We start from the raw sequence: 22114 nt of genomic DNA, 5'->3' as shown, positions 1-22114 counted from the left end.
CTTTTCAGGGTTGAAGGTTGTACGAAACAGGGAAAGTATTGCCGGATATCGAACAAACTTAACTGCCGATAAAGCGGGCGTAGAGGGCTCGTGCCCGGGGAACTTCGCTGGTTCCCTGGATGACGGTGCGGCCGTCTGCAAAGACGCTCAGCGTGTATTCGCCGTGTTGAAAGCGCAGCATCATGCTGTTAAAACGCACGTTGCCGAGCGGACCAAGGCGTTCTGCGAGCGATACGAAGTCTACCGGGCGATGATGTTCGTGAATCTGCACGGAGTTACGACCGCAGAGGGTGATGTGTGGGCGGCCTTCGCCTGCGAGGTGGCGGAAGTTGTGTTGGCCGCAGACCTGGCATGTGGGGCGCGGCTTGCCTGCCTGTACTTCAGAACGTTCGCCGGTCCACAGGTCGAAGGACAGTAGCGTGCGGCGTAAAGCGGCTGGTTGACCTGTGAGGAGCTTGAGCGTTTCCGTAACCTGCAACGATGCCGTGAAGTTGACGGCGGTATTGAGAATGCCAGCGGTGTCACAGGTTTCGACCGTGCCTCCCGGAGGCTCTGGAAAGATGCAGGCAAGGCATGCTGTGCGGAAATCGCCTGTGGGAACGATGTTCATGGTCGCAGCGTAAGAACCGATGGCGGCTGCGTAGATCCACGGAGTTCCGCTCTGCACGGCGAAGTCGTTGATCAGGTAGCGCGTTTCGAAGTTGTCTGTGGCATCGAGGATGACGTGCGCATCTGCCAGCAACGTGGCGGCGTTGGCGGGTGTCAGGTCAGCGATGTGAGGCTGGACGTTTACCTCTGCATTAATGTCCGCGATGCGGCGACGGGCGGCTTCGGCCTTAGGGAGAGCCTCGGCTGCGTCGGCTTCTGTGAAGAGCATTTGCCGTTGCAGGTTGGAGGGTTCCACGAAGTCGCGGTCGATGATGGTGAGTGTGCCGACACCAGCTCGGGCAAGTAATCCTGCGGAGGCTGCTCCCGTGGCGCCGCAGCCTACGAGTACGACATGCGATGCGGCAAGTTTTCTTTGGCCGTCAGCGCCAATGGCAGGGAAGAGACGCTGGCGTGAGTAGCGATCGTCTGATGAAAATATTTCGCTGGAAACTGCAGTCACGCTGAAGCAACTCCTTGCTATTTCAGTGTACGAGTTCCAAGGCAACACGGAGCGAACCCGATTGAGTGAACCTGCATCCAACCGCTCCATATCCCGGGTTTTGGGTGTAAAGCATTTGTTTATGCCTTCATGCCAAGCGTAGCTGCCTGAAAACAGGCATCATGGCAGTAGAGCTGAGAGTTTTTCTGGGGAGCAGGAACGCTGGTGCTGGTGAAGCTGTGGACAGGTGGGGATGCATTGCGACGGAAGGCACTGTACTCGGCGGGCTTGGTAATCCTGTCAGGCGCAGCCCTGACGATGTATGCGCAGGAGCCTAACGGACAGCCATCGAGCGCGGCCACCTCTGGTAATCAGCAACAGCAGCCAGTTACAGGAGCTCCGCAGCCCGTTCCCGGTGGCGGCAAGACGGTTCAGGTGGTTCCCGGCACGACGAATGCAGCCGGCGATGTGACCAGTGGTGCCAGTACGGCTGCTACCACCGCAGGTGCTGCGGCGCAGGATGCTGTTCAGGATCAAAACGCAAAGGCGGGCAAAGCGGCCGATAACGCCGCTGCAGGTATTTGGGCGCTGCGCGGCAAGAAGCTGCGCGCCGTTGAGTTTGAAGGCGTCGAGTTTGGCGAGAACGATCCGTTGCCGCAGAAAGAGTTGGGGCTGAAGCCGGGTGACATTGTTTCTACCGACAAAATTCGGACGGCGACTCGCAGACTGTTTCTTACCGGACTCTATCGCGACATTGAAGTGCGCAGTGTGCTGAACAGCGATGGCAGTGTGACGCTGCTGTACGTGGGCACGCCGCGCTACTTTGTAGGCCACGTTTATATCCAGGGTGTGCGTTCGGAGCGAGTGACTTCGCTGCTGGTATCTGCTTCGGGATTGCAGGCTGGATTGCCATTTACCAATTCGCAGGTGCGCGCTGGTGAAGAAGCGATCCGGCAGACGCTGGCGCAGAATGGCTATTACGCTCCCATGGTTCATTCCGCAACGGAGCATCTGCCCGATGGCAAGCAGGTGGATGTCTTCTACCTGGTCAATCTTGGTACGCAGGCGCTGGTGGGCAACGTCACCGTGAATGGCGATCCGGGGCTGACGATTGATGAGTTCCGCAAGCGTAGTAAGTTGCAGGAGAAAAACAAGACTCTCTTCGTCTTCAAGACGAAGAACAAAGTGACGCGCGATACGGTGGGCAATGGCCTGACCCGCTTGCGCAAGTACTACCAGAAGAAGGATCGGCTGGAAGCTGCAATTGCGCTGGAAAAGAGCCAGTATGCGGCTGATCGTCAGCAACTGGATTACACCTTCCGCGCTTTCCAGGGACCGCAGGTGAAGGTGACGATTGATGGTGCGAAGGTATCAAAGTCGCGACAGAAAAAGCTGCTGCCTATCTATGAAGAGAGCGCTGTCGATAACGATCTGCTGAACGAAGGCGCTCATAACGTTCGCGAATTTCTGCAGCGGCAAGGGTACTTTGATGCCGAGGTGACGCCGGAAGTGAGCGGCGTGTCGGACACCCCATCGTATGCAGAAGATGGCACTCCGCTGCCGCCCCCCAGCAACCTGACAGAGACAGTTGCGTTCCATGCGAATCCTGGCAAGAAATACAAGGTGATTGCCGTGAATGTTACCGGCAACAAGTATTTCGAGACGGACAATATTAAGGAACGCATGCAGGTGGTCAAGGCGGATTCTTACGTTCGCTCTGGGCGCTTCTCACCCGTGTTGCTGTCGAATGACATTGATTCCATCACGTCGCTTTACATGGCGAACGGCTTCACAAAAGTGAAGATCACGACGGATGAGAAGAAGGGCGACGAAGACAAGAAGATAGGCACCATTACGGTGAACATTCACATTGACGAAGGTCCGCAGCAGAAGTTTGGAAACATTACGCTGACCGGTGTGGATGACGCGCGCGCAGAACAGATGAAGGCGCTGATTACGGCAGAGACGAATCAGCCGTTTGCGTTGGCCAACGTCTCGAATGATCGCGATAACATCCTGCAGGCATATCTCTCCAAGGGCTTTGATCAGGCCAGGGTAGAGGTGCGTCAGGCCGTCCGTAAGGATGATGCGACTCGCACGGACATTACGTATCTCGTCACTGAGGGCGAGCAGGTGAACGTGGACCGTGTGCTGATCTCTGGTGTGCATCATGTGCGGCAGAAGTTAGTGAATGACCAGTTGCTGCTGAAGCCGGGTGATCCGCTGGATGAAAGCGCCATCGTGGAGATGCAGCGTCGTTATTACGATCTTGCTGTATTCAACGAGGCCAATGTTGCAGTGCAGAATCCGGAAGGCCTGGCTGATCGTAAAAATGTGCTGGTGCAGTTGACGGAAGCGAAGCGCTGGGATGTGACGTATGGCGCGGGTTTTGAAGCTCAGCTTTCCACGCCGCAACCGAACTGCCGCGCACAGCAGTCGATCGGCAATACAACGTGTTCGCCGGAAGGCAAGGCAGGCGCGTCGTTCCGTGTATCTGCGGATGTGGCGCGTATCAATCTGTTTGGTACGGATCAGTCGCTGGCATTCCACGTGACGTATGGCTTGCTTGAGCGGATTGCGACGGCTACATGGAATACGCCCAAGTTCCTTGGGCGTCCGAATTTCTCCACGCAGGTGAGCGGTGGTTATTCCAACGTGCAGAACATCTCCACGTTTAAGGCCAGCACGCTGCAAGGACTGTTCCGCTTAACGCAAAAGGTTCCGAAGGCCGACACGTTCATCTATGACTTCACCTATCGGCGTGTGTCGGTGGATCAGAACAGCCTGCAGGTTACGGCAAACCTGATTCCACTGCTGTCGCAGCCGGTGCGCGTGGGTGGTCCGGCATTTACCTGGTATCACGACACGCGTGCACCTCTGCAGCTTGATGCACAGAAGGGCATGTATCTGTCGTTTACGGATTTCCTGGCGAACGGCATCTTCGGATCGCAGACGGACTTTAACAAGGTGGATGTGACTTATTCCACGTATTACACATGGGGTAAGAAGCGGAAGTATACGTTTGCGCGTAACACACGCTTTGGTGTGGAGACGACCTCTGGCACAAATCCGAATGCGGGCATTGAGGGTTGCCAGGGTAATTTGCTGAACACGAATGCGTCGTGCAACTCGGTTCCGCTGCCAGAGCGACTGTATGCGGGCGGTGCGACATCGCATCGTGGCTTTGGTATCAATCAGGCTGGTCCGCGCGATTTGACGACGGGATATCCGGTTGGTGGATCGGCAGTGTTGATCAATACGCTGGAGTTGCGTATGCCGGCGCCCGTGCTGCCGCTTGTGGGTGAGAGTGTTTCGTTTGTGCTCTTCCACGATATGGGCAATGCGTTTCTGCATGTAGGCGATGTGTTCCCGTCGATTGCGCGTTTCCATCAGCCGAACCGCGATACCTGCCGCCAGGTGTCGGGCTTTGTTACGGTGGGCACTTGCGACTTTGCTTACTTCTCACATGCGGTGGGTTTGGGTGCGCGTTACAACACGCCTATTGGTCCGATTCGTCTGGACGCGGCTTACAACTTGAATCCGCCGATTTATCCCATCATTGATGACTACACTCAGTCCGTGCCCACGCACCATGTGGGGCAGTCAAGCCACTTCCAGTTCTTCTTCTCGATCGGTCAGAGCTTCTAATGATGCGCTTTTCTCCATTCCGTTTCGATCTCGCGAACTGCCTGTTGGCCGTCGGAGTCGCGTTCACGGCTGCTTCGCTGGTGGCTCAAAAGCCTGCGCCGAAGTCTGTTGAAGAAGGTAAGCCGCAGACTAAAGAGCAGGCTCGCGCCGATGCGCATAAGTTGCCAGCCGAGCGTGGCGACGTGATTGATCGCATTGCCGTCATTGTGAATGGCGATCTGATTCTGGAAAGCGATGTGGAGGAAGAGGAGCGCTTTTCGAAGCTGTATCCGTACGAGGAAGATGAAACAAAGCCGGAGCGTGAACAAGCGATCACACGTTTAATTGATCGCACGCTTCTGCTGCAGCAACTTGGTGGTTTCCCGCCGGTGGCCATTTCCGATGACGAAGTGAATAAGCAGGAGGCAGATCTGCGCAAAGATCTGCCTGCTTGCGCACATGCGGATTGCACCAGTGATGCGGGTTGGAAGAATTTTCTGCAGAAGGCTGGATTCACGGAAGACGAATTGCGCGCTCGTATGAAATTGCGAGCGCAGGTGGTGCACTTCATTGAGCAACGCTTCCGCAGCGGAATACGCATCGGCGACCAGCAGATTGAGGATTACTACAACAACACGCTGCTGCCGCAGTATGCAAAGCAAAAGGCAACTGCACCGCCACTGGATTCCATCCGCGACCGTATTGGAGAGATTCTTTTGCAGGAGCAGGTAAGCACGCTGCTGGATGCATGGCTGAAGACGTTGCGTGACTCCGGGCACGTTCGCATGATGCAACCGAACCAGGAGGCGCCCTGATGGCATTGCTGGACGCACAGACTCCTCCACCAAACGACAACGTACCCACGCCGAAGAAGTCGCGCGCGTGGCGTATCACTGCGTGGATTGCGGGCTCGGTGATGCTGTTGGTGATTCTGCTCGTTGTGGGATTGGGTTTCTACACGACGACGGATGACTTTCAGAACCGTGTTCGCACGCAGTTGATTGCCACGCTGGAAGATGCCACGGGCGGCAAGGTGGATCTGGCGAAGGTGCAGTTCAGCTTGATGCATCTGGCAGTAGAAGCGGATGGTCTGGTAATTCATGGACTCGAAGGACCGGGTGAAGCACCGTATCTTTCGGCGGATCGCATCCTTGTTCGCATTACGTTGAAGAGCCTGTTTTCGCATGCGACGGATTCCAAGGGCGCGATGAAGTACATCACGCTGTCGCTGTTGCATGTGGATAAGCCGCAGATCCACCTGATCGTGAATAAGGATGGCAGCACGAATCAGCCTGTGCCGAAGACGAAGAGCACCAGTAACGAGCCGGTGATGGATACGCTGCTGGACTTGCAGGCTTCGAAAGTGGAACTGGCGAATGGTGTTGCACTGCTGAACGATCGCGCGATTCCATTTGATTTGGCCGCACGCGATCTTGGCGTGAATGTGCATTACATTTCACGCACTGACCACTACGGCATCGATATCGGCGTGAGCGACATTCGTACACGCATGGATCAAATGCCGGAGGCGCAGTCTCGGCTGAAGGTAAAAGCGGAGATTGGGCGGAAGCTCATCAGCATTCAGCAACTGAGCTTTGATACGGGTAAAACATCGCATCTGGATGCGACTGCGCGTGTGGAGAATTTCGACAATCCTATCTGGAATGTCACGGTGAAGGGCAATGTAGAGGTTCCGCAGATCTCGGTATTGAGTGGTTTTCCGGGACTGACGGCGGGTACGGTTGATTTGAATCTGGCAGGACATTCCTGCGCGGTTGCACCGCAGGAAGCGCAGAAGAAGCCGCGCTTCTGGCAACGTCATAATCCGAATACGAATCCCGCCAACACGAAGGTGTTGCCTCCTTCTCCTGAATGCGAAAAGGGATACCTTCTGGTGGGTGATGCGAAGCTTCACTCTGTTGGTTATCACGATGAATATGTGATCGTGAACGGTGTAAACGGTGGCGCGTCGCTGAAGGTAACGCCTGCGGAACTGCTGTTCAATGCGATTGTGCTGAATCTTCCCGGCGGTGGCACGGTTGCCGGTGACATGCGCATCCATAACTGGCTGGGAGAGGTGCCGCCAGAGACTCCTGCACAATCTCCCACGATTGTGGCGGGTCAGAAGACTGCAAATGCAACTGCGAAGATTGCGAATGCCAAGCCGCCTGCAACGGGGCCACTCGCAATTACGCCGGTGGAACGTGCGCACGCTTACATTGATGTGAAGCTGGCGGGCATCTCGCTGCGAACGATTAATGAGGTTACCGAACCGCGTCATTACTCGGACCTGGGCATTGATACCGCCGTGAATGGTCCTGTGCATGTGGAGTGGGGCGGAGCGGTGAAGGATCTTCCGAGCTCGGTGATTGTGAGCGCGGATCTAAAGCTGGCGCCACAGAATCTTCGTCGTCGCGGCGCCGCGCAGAACATTCCGCTGACGGGCGTAGTGAAGGCCACGTATCACGGTTCCAACGAAACTGTTGCGATTCAGCAGGTGGAGGCACATACACCGGCATCGACGATTCAGGCGACGGGAACGTTGGGTGTGGGGAATGGCGATCCACTGACGAGTTTGAATCTGATTGCAGATTTTCGCGATCTGTCCGAGTTCGATTCAGTGTTGAACACCATCGGCTTCGAGAGCAATGGCAAGAAGGGAAGCGCTGCGCTGCCTGTGGCGTTGCATGGTGATGCGCACTTCCAGGGAGTTGCATCCGGGCCGATTGCAGGGCTCGATATCAAGGGACATCTGCAGGCAAACGAACTCACGGCGCATCTGGGCAGCGCGGGTGATGTTGCGATCGATTCACTGGTTGCAGATGCGGAGTATTCACCGTCTGGTGTGACGGTTGCGAGTTCTACGATTCATCGTGGCACGGCGGTTTTGAATGCGTCGGGCTCGGTGAAGCCACATCGTGTGGTGAAGCGTCGCGTGGTGTCGTACGACTTTGACGATCAGACGCAGGTGCAGGCAAAGCTGCAGCTTGCCGATGCGCAGATTCACGACGTGCTTGAGATTGCAGGCCAGGGAGCATTGCCTGTTACTGGCGTTGTTGCCGTGAATGCCAACGTGGATGGTACGTTCGGCAATCTTGTGGGCGATGGAACACTGTCGTTACGCAATGGTGTGGCGTATGACCAGCCTTACGATTCGGTAACGGCGAAGGTGGCGGTTCGTGGGCAGGAGATCTCTGCGTCCACGTTGGATGTGAAGGCGCAGGGCGCTGAGGTGACCGGCAACGGCAGCTACAACCTGACGTCGAAGCATGTTCGTGCGCATCTGCAGGCGAATGATGTTCGGCTGTCGAATCTGCTTGCGATTCGCAAGGCCGGTACGCCAGTGGATGGCATGTTGACCTTCCGAGCCGATGCGGATGGAACGCTGGAAGCACCGGGATTGAATGCGCATCTGCAACTGGCAAACGCGACGTATCAAAAGCAAGCGCTGGGGCAGTTGACTGCTGACGTGAACAGCAGCGGCAACATGGTCTACCTGAAGGCGCACAGCGATCTGTTGACTGCGAAGCTGGATGCGAATGGTCAGTTGCAGTTGGTGGGTGACTATCCCATGCAGGCGCATGCCACCTTCAGCAATCTCGATGTAGCGCCAGTGTTGAAGTTGATGGATTCGTCGTTTGAAGCGAGTTCGGTGATCAACGGCGAACTGAATGTGAGCGGACCGGCGAAGAAACCTGAATCGCTGAACGGAACGCTGACGGTGAATCCGCTGCAAGTGACTACGCAGGGATTAACGTTTGCCTCCGCGGCTCCGGTGCATGCTTCATTGACTAACGGAACGGTGCGGCTGGATGAACTTCATGTCACCGGACCTGAGACGGACGTGCATGCTTCTGGTTCTGTGCAGCTATTTTCTCCTGATGGAAAGCCGTTGCCTGCACAGGGAGGCGCGATCAATGCGCAGGCGAATGGCAGCTTAAATGTTGCTTTGGCGCATCGTTTGAAGCCACAAGTGATTGCGTCTGGCATGATCAGCTTCAATGTGACGGCCAGCGGAACGACATCCAAGCCGAATCTCGGCGGCAAGATGACGTTTAGCAATACGAACGTTGCCTACGACACGATTCCGAATGGCCTTTCGAACATTACCGGAACCGCAACGTTTACCGACGATCGGTTGGTGATGGACAACGTCACGGCGACGAGCGGTGGCGGACGCATTAAGCTGACGGGGTTTGTGCAGTTCCGTGGCGGTTTGTTTGCAGACATGACGGCAACCGCAACTGCCGTGCGTGTGCGCTACTACGGCGTGTCTGCAACGATGAACGCGTCGCTTCGGTTGCAGGGATCGGGCGATGGCGCTTCACTTTCAGGCAACATCCTCATCACGCGTTTTGGTCTTGCAGAAACGTTTGACTTCGCTTCTGTTGCGGGCGCTGCAGGTGATGTTTCTGCTCCGCCTGATCCAGATTCGTTGCTGAACAAGATCATTCTGAATGTTCACGTGCAGTCGTCGCCCGCGTTGGATTTCCAGAACAGCTACGCACGTATCGCGGGTACTGTGGACCTGTCCTTGCGCGGCACTGCGGCCGTTCCTGCGGTGTTGGGCAAGGTGACCATCAACGATGGCTCTGCGACGTTCTCAGGAACGAAGTATCAATTGCAACGTGGTCAGATCTACTTCAACAATCCGATCCGCATTGATCCTTTGATTGACCTGGATGCGACGGCACGCGTGGAGAACTACGACGTGACCATCGGTGTCCACGGAACGTCAAAGAACTTCAAGCTGACGTACCGGTCGGAGCCACCGTTGTCTCAGGCGGATATCTTCAACCTGTTGGCGTTGGGACGCACGCAGGAAGAAGCCGCGATTAATACGCAGCAACTGCAACAGCAGGGGCAGGATCCAACGACGAATGCGTTGCTGGGCGGCGCGTTGAATGCGACGGTTTCCAATCGTGTGAACAAGCTGTTCGGCGGTAGCGGCAAAGTGAAGATTGATCCTGCGTATGTGGGAACAATTGGTGCTTCTTCTGCGCGCATCACGGTTGAGCAGCAGGTAACGCGGCAGATCACGGTGACGTTTGCGACCAGCATCAACACGTCGGCGCAGCAGTTGATTCAGTTGCAGTACCAGTTGAGCGATAACAAAGCCATCGTGGTGACACGCGACGAAAATGGCGTGTTCTCGATGGTGTACAAGATTCGCAAGCGGTATCGTTAGAGCAACTTTGCAGAGGAATCCGGGTTCTTGCTTTTGGTGGATGACATGAAGATCAGAACGAATGCGGGAATGGTATTGGCGCTGGCGGCCATGATGACGCCTACGCTCGCTCTGCGTGCCCAGGCGAAGGTGCCGGATACGCAGATTCAGTCAGATGTGCAGAAGTCGCTGGATAACAAGCGGTTCAGCGATGTACACAGCACCGTGAAGAATGGCATGGTGACGTTGACCGGCAATGTGGATCTGTATGCCACCAAGGAAGATGCGGAACACAAGATCCATCACAAGAAGGGCGTTGTTGCGGTACAGAACCTGATCCAGGTGCAGGGCAGCAGCGAATTGTCGGATGTGCAGCTGCGCGACAAACTCGCGGAAAAACTGGCGTATGACCGCGTGGGCTATGGCACGACGGCCTTCAACAGCTTCACCATCAGCGTACAAGGTGGTGTGGTGACGTTGGGTGGCGTTGCGTACGGTCCTTCGGATAAGGATTCGGCGATTTCGCTGGTGTCGCACTACCCCGGTGTGAAGGACGTGGTGGACGACATTGAAGTGGCGCCGCTTTCGCCGAACGATGACCGTATCCGGTTGGCTGCGGCGCGGGCGATCTACGGCTTCCCGTCGCTGCAGCGGTATGCGATGGATCCGGCGAAGCCCATTCGCATTACGGTGGTGAACGGCGATATTACGCTGACCGGCGTGGTGGATCGTCAGTCGGATAAGGATGCTGCGGGTATCCGGGCGAACGGTGTTCCGGGCGCGTTCAAGGTCACAAATAACCTGCAGGTGGCGAATCAGGCGTCGAGCGAAAACTAGACAGTAGATCGCAGCAGGCATGCGGCCATACACTAAGAGGTGTATGGCCGTTTCGCTTGCACACACATGGCGCAGCACGCGCATTACGCTGGAGATGATCAAGTGGGAACACTCGATCTTCGCGCTCCCTTTTGCTTTGACCGGTGCGGTTCTGGCCGCGGGCGGATGGCCGCATGCGGTGACATTGCTTTGGATTGTGGTGTGCATGGTGTCACTGCGTACTGCGGCGATGGCGTTTAACCGCTGGGCCGATGCCGAGATTGACAGCCTGAACCCACGCACCAAGACGCGCGCTATTCCCGCGGGGCTGTTGTCCAAGGGATTTGTCGCGATGTTCACCATTGTTTCGTTGGCGATCTTTCTGTTTGCCGCGGCCATGTTGAATCATCTGACGTTGCTACTGAGCCCGATTGCGATTATTGTGGTGCTTTCGTACAGCTACATGAAACGGCTGACACGCTGGTCGCACCTGGTGCTTGGGCTGGCGCTGGGCATTGCACCTTCGGCTGCGTGGATTGCAGTGCGGGGCACGCTTGATCCACGCATCATTGTGCTGACCGGTGCGGTGCTGCTGTGGGTTGCGGGTTTTGATGTGTTATATGCGTGCCAGGATTTTGAGCATGATCGCACGCATGGATTGAATAGTGTGCCGCAGGCGTTTGGCATGCAGGGGGCATTTCTGCTGGCACGATTGATGCACATTCTGATGTTGGGATTGCTGGCTTGGCTGGTGGTGCTGTTTCACCTGGGGCCGATTGCGATTGTCGGCGTTGTACTGGTGGCTGGATTGCTGTTGTACGAGCACAGCCTCGTTTCGCCTAAAGACATCAGTCGTATGAATGCTGCTTTCTTCACGCTGAACGGAATCATCTCTGTCGTGTTCTTTATTTCCGTGGCCGCTGATATTGCCGTGCGGAATCTGCAAAGCCGATAGATTCCATCGCTTTTGGGGAAGTGCATCGTTTAACCTTCCTTTGGCCTTTGGAAGCAATGGCGGCCGTCAGGAGAGGCGATGCGTTCTGCCGTGTGGGTCATGATGTTTGTCTTGTCTGCTAGCGGATGGGAGCAGACAGCGCTTCCTGCAAACTCCGCTGATGCAGACTTCTCGCAGAGCCGTCGCTATCACGATGCCAATGCGAACGTGAAAGCTCGCGTAGTGTTCCTGGGAGATTCGATCACTGATTATTGGGGCAGCCACAACGGCAAGTGGTTCCCCTATGCAGGTTGGATCAATCGCGGCATTGGCGGACAAACCACACAACAGCTTCTACTGCGCGAGCGGCATGATGTGTTGGAACTTCACCCGCAAGCGGTTGTGCTGGAAGGCGGTAGCAATGACATGCGTCTGGGATTTTCACCGGAGGAGATTCGCGACAACCTTCTCTCGATGGGTGAGCTTGCGCAGGCAAATGGATTGAAGGTGTTTGTCGCGCAGATGACGCCTGTGTGTGACTGCGTGCGTCCGCTGACGGGGCTGCGGACGGTAGAAAACATCCATCATCTGAATGATTTGTTGCTGGCGATGGCGCAGAAAAAACACTGGAATGTTCTGGATTTCAATACACCGCTCGCGGATGCAAATGGGAAGATGCGCGCTGAACTGACGGTGGATGGAGTACATCCGAATGATCGCGGTTATGAGTTGCTGGCTCCTGTTGTGGAGCGCGCACTTGCTCGATATGCGAAGTAATTTGCAGCAATAAAAAGAAGCGGCGAGAAGTTTAGCTTCTCGCCGCTTCGGTGCAAACAACTATGCGCTGCGGCGAAGTTCGTCACGCTTGATCTGTTCGCGTGTCTTCACCTCGTCCATCTTGGTGTTGACCGAGTCCTTGATACGCTCCACGCCGCTGGCGAACTTGTCACGTGCCGTTACAGGTTCTCCGGTAGCTACGTCCGCCTGCGTCTTGGCTGTTTTGTGCACCTCGTGCACTGTTTCCTTGGCATTGCCCCAGGTTTCCTTGGCGGCGCCCTTCACGCGATCTTCTGCGCCCGCATTGGACAGGTTGCGATTGCCTACCGCTTCGCCCACTGCTTCTTCTGCCTTGCCGAATGCATTCTGCATCTTGCCCTTGATCTGATCGGTGTTCATCGTGTCGTCCCTCCTTCGCAGCTACGCTGCGTTCTTACGCGAACGAGGGGTATGATGCAGCCTGCAACGGGAAAGGCCACCGCATGGATGCGATGGCCTTTCATGAGCTTCAAAATGGTGCGTTGATTTTTGCAGATTCTAAAGTGAACGACGTCCTGCCAGAAGATTGAAGATCAGCGAGATGATTGCGAGCACGATCAGAATGTGGATCCAGCCACCGACGGTATAGCCGCTGACTAAGCCCAACAGCCACAGCACAAGCAGAATTACAGTAATTGTCCAAAGCATCGTCGACTCTCCAGATGCCCTGGCCAGCCGGGCCGGGGCGGGGAATTAGTGTGTACCAACGTCATGCAGCACACGACGTTTGCAGCCACACCAACATAGTTGCCGGGTAAACTTGGCGAGTTGTCTTTTGCGAAAACAAATATCTGTTTTCGCGCGGACATGCTCAGGAGAAGAGTGAGTTGAAGAAGATTGCCATCCAGGGAGAGCCGGGTTCGAACAGTCACCTGGCAACACGCCAACTGCTGGGCGAAGTGGAATTACTACCGTGTGCACTATCCGTGGAAGTACTGGAAAAACTGACGCGTTCTCACGATGCCGATGCCGCCGTATTGCCGGTGGAGAACAGTTTGCATGGTGCGGTGGCGGACCATTCCGATCTGTTGCTGCGTTATGGCGTGCAGATTGTGGCGGAGTGCTCGCTTCGCATTCGGCACGCTTTGATGGCTGTTCCGGGCGTGGCTGAGCAGCAGGTGAAACGTGTGTTGTCGCACCCGGTGGCACTATCGCAGTGCCGCAAGTTCTTCATGGAACATCCGGCGTTGGAAGCTGTGCCGTTTTATGACACGGCCGGCGCGATCAAACATCTGATGGCAGACCACATAACGGATGAAGCAGCGATCGCTGCTCCATTTGCCGCAGAGGTATATGGGGCGACGATTCTGCGCAGCGGCCTGGAGGACGATCCGAAGAACTTCACGCGCTTTTTCCTGCTAACACGGGCGGAAGATGCGGAAGCGATGCGTCCGGCGGGGGCGTTGGTGAACAAGCTGTCGCTGGCGTTTGACCTGCCGCATCGGCCGGGTTCATTGCTGGAAGCGCTGAAGGAACTGGTGGCGGCAGGAGCAGACCTGACCCGGATTGATTCGCGACCGGTGCCGGGACGCCCCTGGGAGTACACATTTTTCGTGGACTTGCGGATTCCGTCGGCAGAAGCGGCGGATGCGATTGTGGCGGGATTGCGCCAATCGTGCCGGGAAGTCGTGGAATTGGGCCGATACGAGGCAGCGGGGCTTCCGCAGGAGTAAACTTCCGCTGCGCTCGATTCAGCCAGCAATTTGCGGCGAAATATGCGGTACCGAGCGGCGAAGAATTGTGCCGCAGCATCCATTCTGAAGACGGCGAATTTTGCCGATAGGCAGTTGAGACCCACAATCTCGACAAAAGCGGCCCTGTGAGGGCGGGCCGGGTTGTTTTTGTGGATTTGTGAGACCGGGATGAATCCGGTCGTGACTTGATGCATCAGATATGCGAATATCTGATGGAAGGACACTCAACTATGTCGAATGATTTTGTCAGCGTGATCCAGCCGACGGCTTCGGACCCGGACCGCAAGCGCAGTGCGCGCGCTCTCCCCGTCCTTCCCGTTCGCGATACCGTGCTGTTCCCGCATGCGGTTCTGCCTCTGACCGTGGGGCGTGACAGTTCAATCCAGCTCATCCAGTCCCTGGGCGACGAAAAGACCATCCTGGTGGTGGCGCAGCGTGATGCCCGGCAAGACACGCCTGACGCCAGCGAACTGCACCTGACCGGTACTCTAGCCACCATCCATAAAGTGGTGAAGATGCCGAACCAGAGCCTTTTTGTGTTCACAGAAGGCACGGAGCGCATCCGTCTGGGCGAATTTGAGCAGCGCACGCCGTTTCTGACAGCGAGCTACGATCTGATTCCGGACAACGATGCGGAGAAGACGCCGGAGTTGGAGGCGTTGCAGCGCAATGTAGTTTCGCAGTTCCAGCAGATTGTGGCGGCATCGCCGACGCTGTCGGATGATCTGCAGACGATCGCGTTGAATATCGAGGAGCCGGGCCGGTTGGCGGACTTTATTGGTTCGTCACTGCCTTTCCTGACCACGGCGGACAAGCAGGAATTGCTGGAAACTACGGATGTGGAAGCTCGCATGGAGCGCCTGAACAAGCATCTGGTGAAGGAGCTTGAGGTGCAGCAGCTTCGTTCAAAGATCCAGAACGAGGTGCAAGATGCTGTGCAGCAGTCGCAGCGTGAGTACTACCTGCGCGAGCAGCAGAAGGCCATCAGCAAGGAACTGGGCGAAACCGACGAGACGAACAAGGCCATTGAGGAACTGCGCGCCAAGATTGAAGGCGCGGGCATGCCGGAGGACACGAAGAAGGAGGCTCTGAAGGAGCTGAATCGTCTTCAGCGGATGAACCCCGCGCAGCCGGATTACAGCATGACGCGCAGCTACATTGAGTGGCTGGCGGTGCTGCCGTGGGCCAAGTCCAGCGGTAAGCAGGTGGATATTCCGCAGGCTGCTGCATTCCTGGACGAAGATCACTACGGTTTGCAGAAGGTGAAGGATCGCATTCTGGACTATCTGAGTGTGCGGCGTTTGAAGCCGGACATGAAGGGGCCGATCCTGTGCTTTGTCGGACCTCCGGGCGTGGGTAAGACGTCGCTGGGCAAGAGCATTGCGCGCGCGCTGGGACGTAAGTTTGCGCGTATTTCGCTGGGCGGTATGCACGACGAAGCGGAGATCCGCGGACATCGCCGCACATACATTGGCGCGATGCCGGGACAGATCATCCAGAACCTGAAGCGTGTGGAGACGAATGATCCGGTGTTCATGCTGGACGAAATCGACAAGCTGGGCCGCGATTTCCGTGGCGATCCGGCGAGCGCGCTGCTGGAGACACTGGACCCCGCGCAGAATGGCACGTTTCGCGATAACTACCTGGATCAGCCGTTTGATCTGAGCAAGGTGTTGTTTATCTGCACGGCGAATCAGCTTGATCCGATTCCGGCACCGCTGCTGGACCGTATGGAGATCATCGAACTCACCGGCTATACCGAGGAGGAGAAGATCAGCATTGCGGAACGGTATCTGGCTCCGCGGCAGATCAAGGAAAACGGCATCGACGGCAACGAGCCTGAAGTAAAGGGGCACGAAGCAGAGAATGGTACGCCGGTGGCGGCTGTTTCCGATGATCGTGGCGATCTTTTGAGTGGCGATGCGGCAGTGGCGCATTCCACTGAGGAGAGCAGCCCGGAGGTTCCGGAATCACAATTGCCGAAGCAAACGGCTGAACCGAAGATCATCTTCCCGCGTGAATCGTTGGGCATTATTGCGCGGCATTACACGCGTGAAGCTGGCGTGCGTCGGTTGGAGCAGTTGATTGGTACGGTCTGCCGCAAGCAGGCGCGCCGCGTTGCGGAAGGCAAGACGGAGACGCTGACCGTGACGCCCGAGGTGATTCGCGAGTTCCTGGGTGGTTACAAGGTTCGCGTGGATACGGAAATTGCAGAGCGTACGAAGCGTGCTGGTGTTGCGGTTGGGCTTGCATGGACTCCTGTGGGCGGCGATGTGTTGTTCATTGAAGCCAACAAGATGAAGGGCAAGGGCAGCTTCCAGATCACGGGCCAGATTGGCGACGTGATGAAGGAGAGCATGCAGGCAGCGCTGACGTGGGTGCGGTCCAACGCGACCACGCTGGGACTGGATGAAGATGTGTTGAAGGACATTGATCTTCATCTGCATGTGCCTGCGGGAGCGATCCCGAAGGACGGCCCAAGCGCAGGCGTGACGATGGCTACGGCGATTGTTAGCTTGCTTACCGATATGCCGGTGCGTCCGTTGCTGGCGATGACGGGCGAGATCACGCTCAGTGGCAATGTGTTGCCGGTGGGCGGCATCAAGGAGAAGTTTCTTGCTGCAAAACGTGCTGGTGTGAAGGACGTGATTCTGCCGGTTGATGTGAAGCCGAACGTTGAGGAAGACCTGACGGACGACCAGACGGAAGGCATCACGATTCACTACGCTTCGCGCATTGAGGATGTGTTGGCGGTCGCTTTGCCGCACACCATGAGCGAGCTGAAGAAGGACAAGGACGTGCGCGAGGAGCTGGTGCACCAGGCAGCGTAAAACTGCATTGCAACTACAACGGAGGACGCGCGATCGAAATGGTCGCGCGTTTTCTTTTGTGCGTTTTTGTGAATCAACCCAAATGTGTCGTAAATGCTCTTATGTTTGAGAACGGAGTGTCTATGGCGAAAGCAGCTGCAAAGAAAGCAAGTGCGAGGAAGAAGTCTGTACCGCGATCAATGCCTAAGGAGGGGCGCGATCCTAAAGGTGGCCTAACGGACGCTGGGCGCGCCTGGTATGCGGCAACGTCTGGCGCGAAGCTGAAGCCGGGAGTAAGAGGCCCTGCCGATACGCCGGAGAAGATGCGCCGCAAAGGCTCGTTCCTGGTTCGCATGTTCACTAATCCACGTGGGCCAATGCAGGATGCGAAGGGAAGGCCAACGCGGTTGGCGCTAAGTGCGCAGGCATGGGGTGAGAAGTTGCCGAAGACGCTGCATGAGGCGCACATGCTGGCTGCGGAGGGACGGCGTCTGCTGGCGCAATATCATGTTGCGAAGAAGTCCGCTGCGAAGAAAGCCCGCAAATCAATAGAGAAAGCAGATGGTAAGAAAAGCTCTGCAAAGAACGCTTAGGGGTGATCCGACTTTGAAGAGACAAGCAGCGGATGCAGCAGGATTCCGGTGACATCCTGGCCCGCCAGTGTGACGTTTTGCTGGAGTGGAGCGTAGAGAGCAGGCTTCATGCGCATACGAACCTTGCCGTTAGCAGGATCTGCACTTACGACTTCAACCTTAGGCGGGAAATCGATGGTGATTGTGTACTCGCCATCCGGAACATTCTCAAAAGAAAATCCTCCATCAGTCCGCATGGGCGTGCCAGCGGTGAGTGCACCTTCGTCTTTGGGATACAGTCGTATCACCACGCCTCGCAGTGCATTCCGATCATCGAGGATTACCGTGCCCTCTACACGGTGGAGTGACGCCGGAGAAGGCAAGGTCACGTCTGCATATTTCGTCTCTGTGCCGGAGATGTGGATAATCGCAGCCTGACTGGGACTGGCTGTGCCGGGAGCATAAATCGCCAGACCAGAGCTGCCAATCATTCCGGTGGCTGTTGACACCATGGGACCCGGTAAGCCCGCAAAAACTACATAGTCTCCGGGGCCGAGGCCTTCCAGTCGGTAGTGCCCCCTGGCATCAGGATGGGCTGATCCGCCGCTGCGGGCATACTCGCGGTCGCCCGTCTTACGCATCGCATTCATGGCCGCTCCAAAGGGTGGCGTTGGATCAGAAGCGACTGGCGCTCCGTCGGTCCGCCGTAGCGTGCCTTCGATTATGCCTCCTCGCTGAAGACGGATGCTTATGTTCGCGGTTTCCCCTGCGACAACCTGTACATGGACAGCTTTGGGAGAGGCCTGTGAACCGGTGGCAACATGAGTTGTTTTGGAGATGGGATAGACGCTGTCATCCGGAGACAGATAGGGCGGAGCATACACGTGAACTACGTAATCGCCTGCAGGGATGCTCGTCGCGTTGAATACGCCATCTTCCGCGATTGTTGCGGGAAATCTCTGTTGCTGTATATCGGAATCGCGGAGTTCGTATTCGCCGGTTATGGGATCGATCTGCGGTCCTGCATGTTGCCTGTTTGCCGGTTCCAGCCAGATGTTGGCCTTGCTGGCAGGCTTTCCCGTGTCGCCATAAACTACAGTACCGTGAACAGACCCTGTAGGTTGCGCGTACATGGAAAGAGTCGCCAGGCTGATGAAAGAGCAGCGAAGAAACAGGGATGAGCAGTCCATTGTGAGCACAGTCTACGTCAGGATGCGATCCGTCTTATCGTAGAGACATGCAGTTACGTGTTTTGTTTTTCGGCGTGCTTCGTGATCACTTTGGCCCGGAAGAAGTGCTGGAGCAGTTTCCCGGCGCGAATGTTGGCGACCTGGTGCGCTACTATCGCGTACTGTCGCCTGAACTGGGCGAGCTGTGGGAGAAGATTGCGGTGGCGGTGAATCAGCAGTATGCATCGGCTTCTCAGGAATTATCGGAACACGATGAAGTGGCGCTGTTGCCGCCGGTGAGTGGTGGCGCACCTCTGCGAATTGAACTCACGCATGATGTGATTGATGCAAAGAAGATCACAGATGCGCTGAAGACGGGCGAGGACGGCGCTGTCACTGTCTTCGATGGCATTGTGCGGAACAACACGCGTGGGCGGCGGACGCTGTTTCTGGATTACTCCGCCTATGAAGAGATGGCCTTGAAGCAAATGCAGCAGCTTGCGGCTGAGGCGATTGCGAAGTTTGGTGTCCGTGATGTGGCGGTGGTGCATCGTCTGGGACGGCTTGAAGTGGGTGAGACGAGCATCCTGATTGCTGTTGCTTCCGCGCATCGTGGCGCTGCGTTTGAGGCTTGTCGATGGCTGATTGACACCATCAAGAAGCAGGTTCCTATCTGGAAGAAAGAGCACTTTGTGGATGGTGCGGTTTGGGTGGATGGTGAACCGTTTCCGGCAGAGATTGTGCCGGGAACTTGATCGCACTGTCACGGGCCATCAGTGTTAGGCTGCGTGAATGCTTCGTTTAGTGTTCTTCTTACCGTTTGTGCTCATGCCTGGTGTTCTGTCGGGGCAGTCCATACAGAAGATCGATTTTAAGAACCACACTTATCCCCTAAGCGGAGTGCTGCTCGGTCATGGAAATATGCAGTGGCTTGGACCAGAGAACGGGATGAGCCCACGGCGGCCTATCCATCTCGTTGGAGGTCGCGATATGGTCACGACTGAAGTTGAAACCAAGGGCTTCACACTGGAGTCTGTCCACTATGGCGATGTAACCGGCGACGGTGAGGAAGAAGCCATCGTAAATCTGAGGTACTCCACGGGTGGTACTCAAACTACTAACTATGTGTATGTCTTTCAGGTGGATCATGGACAGCCCAAACTTTTGGCTTACTGCCACACCGGAAGTCGGGCTCACTCGGGTTTATACGAAGCCTATGCGGAGGATGGCCAATTTGTAGTGGAGCTTTTCGACCCGAAGAAGGCGATTGGTGATTGTTGTTCTGACGGAGTCGTTATTACCCGATATTCGTGGACTGGGTCGCGATTCGAAATCCGAGGTAAGGTTCAAGAGCGAGCACTTCAACCTTCGAGCGAACATTAGTCTTGCGAGTCAACATTGGGTGTAGCCGCTATCCCGCACGCCAACGTCTCAGTCCAATGAGGCAGGGTGTATGGTTGCCCTTGGAGTTTTCTCTTTCGTGAAGCGTCTTCGCTATTGCCTGCCTGTCTTTTTTCTCCTGGGATTGCCTGTGTTTGCGCAGGATGCTGCGCCGGTGATCCGCGTGGAGACGCGGCTGGTGAATGTGCCGGTGAATGTAGCCGATGCGCATGGCGCGCCTGTCTCCGGGCTGACGCAGGATGACTTCACCGTGAAGGAAGATGGGCGCACGCAGAAGATTGCCATCTTTGAGCGCGAGGCGAGTACGCCGCTGTCGATTGTGATGGCGGTGGATACGTCGGGTTCCGTGCTTTCGCAGTTTCGTACGGAGCGTGATGCGGCGAAGACGTTTGCGAAGACATTGCTTCGACCGGAAGATGAGATGGACCTGATCGCGTTCGCGTATGACGCGACGGAAGTGGTGTCGTATACGAATGACTGGCGACGAATTGACGACGGCCTGAAGCGGCTCAACAAGGGTGAAGATACGGCGCTGTACGACGCCATCTATGTTGCGAGTGAGCGGCTGACCGAAGCGAAGCCGGATGCCACGCGCAGGCGTGTGCTGGTGCTGATTACGGATGGTGGTGACAACTCCATCCGCAAGGAAATTGGCTATCAGAAGGCTGTTGCAGAAGCGCAGCGGGCTGGTGCTGCGATCTATCCCATCATCATCATGCCGATTCTTTCGGATGCCGGACGGAACGTTGCTGGAGAGCATGCGCTGATCCAGATGGCTGAGGATACGGGCGGCAAGTACTTCTACGTGACAGAGAAGGAAGACCTGAAGACAGCCTTTGCGCATTTGTCGGATGATCTACGAAATCAGTACTTGATTGGGTATTACTCGCCGAAACGGGGTAACGATTCCAGCCTTCGCAGGATCAGCGTGACGCTGAATGATCCAACCGCCGCGCAGACGTTGAGCGTGCGTAGCAAGACCGGCTACTACGCAGACGCTCGCTGACGCGTAGACTGGTGGCGATGCCAGAACTTGATGCCAGCCAGTTTCCGTTTGCCGTTCCCGCTGCCGCCATTGCCCGCGAAGCCGGAGCATTGCTCAAGAGCTATTACGAACGTGGTGTGACAGCCGAGTTCAAAGGCGATGTGGACATTGTCACAGAGGCGGATCGCGCCAGCGAAAAGCTGATTGGCGAGCGTCTGCGTGTTGTGTTCCCGCAGCATGGTGTGTTTGGCGAAGAGGGAACGCGGCAGCAGCTGGATAGCGAGTACCGCTGGTACATTGACCCGCTGGATGGCACCACGAATTTTGCGCATGGGTTTCCGTACTTCTGCGTGTCGATGGGGCTGGAGCATCGGCCTGCTGGAACGCCGGTGGATGCTGACGGCGTGATTGTGGCCGGTGTGATCTACGAGCCGCTGCGCGATGAGTTGTTTATTGCCGAGAAGGGTAAGGGCGCGTATCTGAATGGGCGCCAGATTCATGTTGCTCCAACGGCGATGCTGCAGGAGTCGCTGATTGCGACGGGCTTTCCTTCGCGCAAGCGGCATGAGAGCCCGAACATCCACTTCTATCAGGAGTTCACGTTGCGGTCCCATGGCGTGCGGCGCGCAGGCGCTGCTGCGGTGGATCTGGCGTACGTGGCTTGCGGCCGACTGGAAGGCTTCTGGGAGTTCAATTTGAACCCATGGGATACCGCGGCGGGTTCGTTGCTGGTGACAGAAGCAGGCGGCGAGATTACGCGGTTTGACGGATCGCCGTTTCTGCTGGATTCGCACGAGGTGTTGGCCACGAACGGCAAGATCGGCAAGGAGATGCGTACGTTATTTGCGGACATGTTCGCGGGGCGCAATGTGTCGCCAATTCCTACGCCAGAAGAGTTTAAGAAGCGTCGGGATGAGGCTGCAGCGGCGGAACGGTAGCGCAGACGGATATCCGTCCGCAAAAGTCCGATTTCCACAACTGTTATTATCTTTTCGAAGCCCATTAAACCTGTTTGAGGGAACAGTGTCGGGCCACA

17 protein-coding genes are annotated in these 22114 nt (G+C 56.4%); 13 read left to right on the top strand and 4 right to left on the bottom strand.

Annotated elements, in window-relative coordinates; translation table 11 throughout:
• Nucleotides 1-58 precede the first annotated feature (58 nt).
• Nucleotides 59-1108, bottom strand: a complete 1050-nt coding sequence (locus JAO32_RS07360) for a ThiF family adenylyltransferase (protein WP_334239006.1) — start codon at nucleotides 1106-1108, stop codon at nucleotides 59-61.
• Between the two features lie 210 nt (nucleotides 1109-1318).
• Here JAO32_RS07360 and JAO32_RS07355 point away from each other — a divergent pair, with 210 nt between their 5' ends.
• The 6 genes from JAO32_RS07355 to JAO32_RS07330 all read left to right on the top strand — a co-directional run bounded on the left by JAO32_RS07355 (nucleotide 1319) and on the right by JAO32_RS07330 (nucleotide 12408).
• A complete protein-coding gene (locus JAO32_RS07355) occupies nucleotides 1319-4735 on the top strand; it encodes a POTRA domain-containing protein (protein ID WP_334239004.1) in 3417 nt (1138 codons plus the stop codon).
• Nucleotides 4735-5529 (top strand): peptidylprolyl isomerase, encoded by a 795-nt coding sequence (locus tag JAO32_RS07350; protein ID WP_334239002.1) that lies wholly within the window; start codon nucleotides 4735-4737, stop codon nucleotides 5527-5529. Before JAO32_RS07355 ends, JAO32_RS07350 begins: the two co-directional genes overlap by 1 nt.
• On the top strand, nucleotides 5529-9902 hold the full coding sequence (locus JAO32_RS07345) for a translocation/assembly module TamB domain-containing protein (RefSeq protein WP_334239001.1): 4374 nt from the start codon (nucleotides 5529-5531) through the stop codon (nucleotides 9900-9902). The genes JAO32_RS07350 and JAO32_RS07345 overlap by 1 nt, the downstream gene beginning before the upstream one ends.
• A 45-nt stretch (nucleotides 9903-9947) precedes the next feature.
• Nucleotides 9948-10718, top strand: a complete 771-nt coding sequence (locus tag JAO32_RS07340; protein WP_334239000.1) for a BON domain-containing protein — start codon at nucleotides 9948-9950, stop codon at nucleotides 10716-10718.
• A gap of 43 nt (nucleotides 10719-10761) precedes the next feature.
• Nucleotides 10762-11652, top strand: a complete 891-nt coding sequence (locus tag JAO32_RS07335; protein ID WP_334238998.1) for a UbiA-like polyprenyltransferase — start codon at nucleotides 10762-10764, stop codon at nucleotides 11650-11652.
• A 78-nt stretch (nucleotides 11653-11730) separates the two neighbouring features.
• Nucleotides 11731-12408 (top strand): GDSL-type esterase/lipase family protein, encoded by a 678-nt coding sequence (locus tag JAO32_RS07330; RefSeq protein ID WP_334238995.1) that lies wholly within the window; start codon nucleotides 11731-11733, stop codon nucleotides 12406-12408.
• A gap of 60 nt (nucleotides 12409-12468) precedes the next feature.
• Here the strand turns inward: JAO32_RS07330 and JAO32_RS07325 are convergent, their stop codons facing one another.
• The gene (locus JAO32_RS07325; protein ID WP_334238994.1) at nucleotides 12469-12807 is read right to left on the bottom strand and encodes a CsbD family protein; all 339 of its coding nucleotides are present in this window, start codon (nucleotides 12805-12807) and stop codon (nucleotides 12469-12471) included.
• Nucleotides 12808-12945: 138 nt separating this feature from the next.
• A complete protein-coding gene (locus JAO32_RS07320; protein ID WP_156784997.1) occupies nucleotides 12946-13095 on the bottom strand; it encodes a lmo0937 family membrane protein in 150 nt (49 codons plus the stop codon).
• 179 nt (nucleotides 13096-13274) lie between these two features.
• Here JAO32_RS07320 and JAO32_RS07315 point away from each other — a divergent pair, with 179 nt between their 5' ends.
• The 3 genes from JAO32_RS07315 to JAO32_RS07305 all read left to right on the top strand — a co-directional run bounded on the left by JAO32_RS07315 (nucleotide 13275) and on the right by JAO32_RS07305 (nucleotide 17544).
• Nucleotides 13275-14120, top strand: coding sequence for a prephenate dehydratase (locus JAO32_RS07315; protein ID WP_334238989.1), 846 nt, complete (start codon nucleotides 13275-13277; stop codon nucleotides 14118-14120).
• Between the two features lie 251 nt (nucleotides 14121-14371).
• The gene (lon, locus tag JAO32_RS07310) at nucleotides 14372-16972 is read left to right on the top strand and encodes an endopeptidase La (RefSeq protein WP_334238987.1); all 2601 of its coding nucleotides are present in this window, start codon (nucleotides 14372-14374) and stop codon (nucleotides 16970-16972) included.
• 122 nt (nucleotides 16973-17094) lie between these two features.
• The gene (locus tag JAO32_RS07305; protein ID WP_334238986.1) at nucleotides 17095-17544 is read left to right on the top strand and encodes a DUF6321 domain-containing protein; all 450 of its coding nucleotides are present in this window, start codon (nucleotides 17095-17097) and stop codon (nucleotides 17542-17544) included.
• On the opposite strand, the gene JAO32_RS07300 is transcribed toward JAO32_RS07305, so the two are convergent.
• Nucleotides 17541-18656 (bottom strand): carboxypeptidase-like regulatory domain-containing protein, encoded by a 1116-nt coding sequence (locus JAO32_RS07300; protein ID WP_334238985.1) that lies wholly within the window; start codon nucleotides 18654-18656, stop codon nucleotides 17541-17543. The genes JAO32_RS07305 and JAO32_RS07300 overlap by 4 nt on opposite strands.
• A gap of 104 nt (nucleotides 18657-18760) precedes the next feature.
• On the opposite strand from JAO32_RS07300, the gene JAO32_RS07295 reads away from it, so the two are divergent.
• The 4 genes from JAO32_RS07295 to JAO32_RS07280 all read left to right on the top strand — a co-directional run bounded on the left by JAO32_RS07295 (nucleotide 18761) and on the right by JAO32_RS07280 (nucleotide 22016).
• Nucleotides 18761-19447 (top strand): molybdenum cofactor biosynthesis protein, encoded by a 687-nt coding sequence (locus tag JAO32_RS07295; RefSeq protein WP_334238983.1) that lies wholly within the window; start codon nucleotides 18761-18763, stop codon nucleotides 19445-19447.
• Between the two features lie 166 nt (nucleotides 19448-19613).
• Nucleotides 19614-20075 (top strand): hypothetical protein, encoded by a 462-nt coding sequence (locus JAO32_RS07290; protein WP_334238982.1) that lies wholly within the window; start codon nucleotides 19614-19616, stop codon nucleotides 20073-20075.
• Nucleotides 20076-20172: 97 nt separating this feature from the next.
• Nucleotides 20173-21099, top strand: coding sequence for a VWA domain-containing protein (locus JAO32_RS07285; protein WP_334238980.1), 927 nt, complete (start codon nucleotides 20173-20175; stop codon nucleotides 21097-21099).
• Nucleotides 21100-21116: 17 nt separating this feature from the next.
• On the top strand, nucleotides 21117-22016 hold the full coding sequence (locus tag JAO32_RS07280; protein ID WP_334238978.1) for an inositol monophosphatase family protein: 900 nt from the start codon (nucleotides 21117-21119) through the stop codon (nucleotides 22014-22016).
• Nucleotides 22017-22114 lie beyond the last annotated feature (98 nt).

Origin of the sequence: Terriglobus sp. ADX1, assembly GCF_036877645.1 — a bacterium.
Lineage (GTDB): Bacteria > Acidobacteriota > Terriglobia > Terriglobales > Acidobacteriaceae > Terriglobus.
The sequence above is the reverse complement of the archived record's forward strand: the minus strand, read 5'-3'. Positions and strand labels throughout refer to the sequence as shown.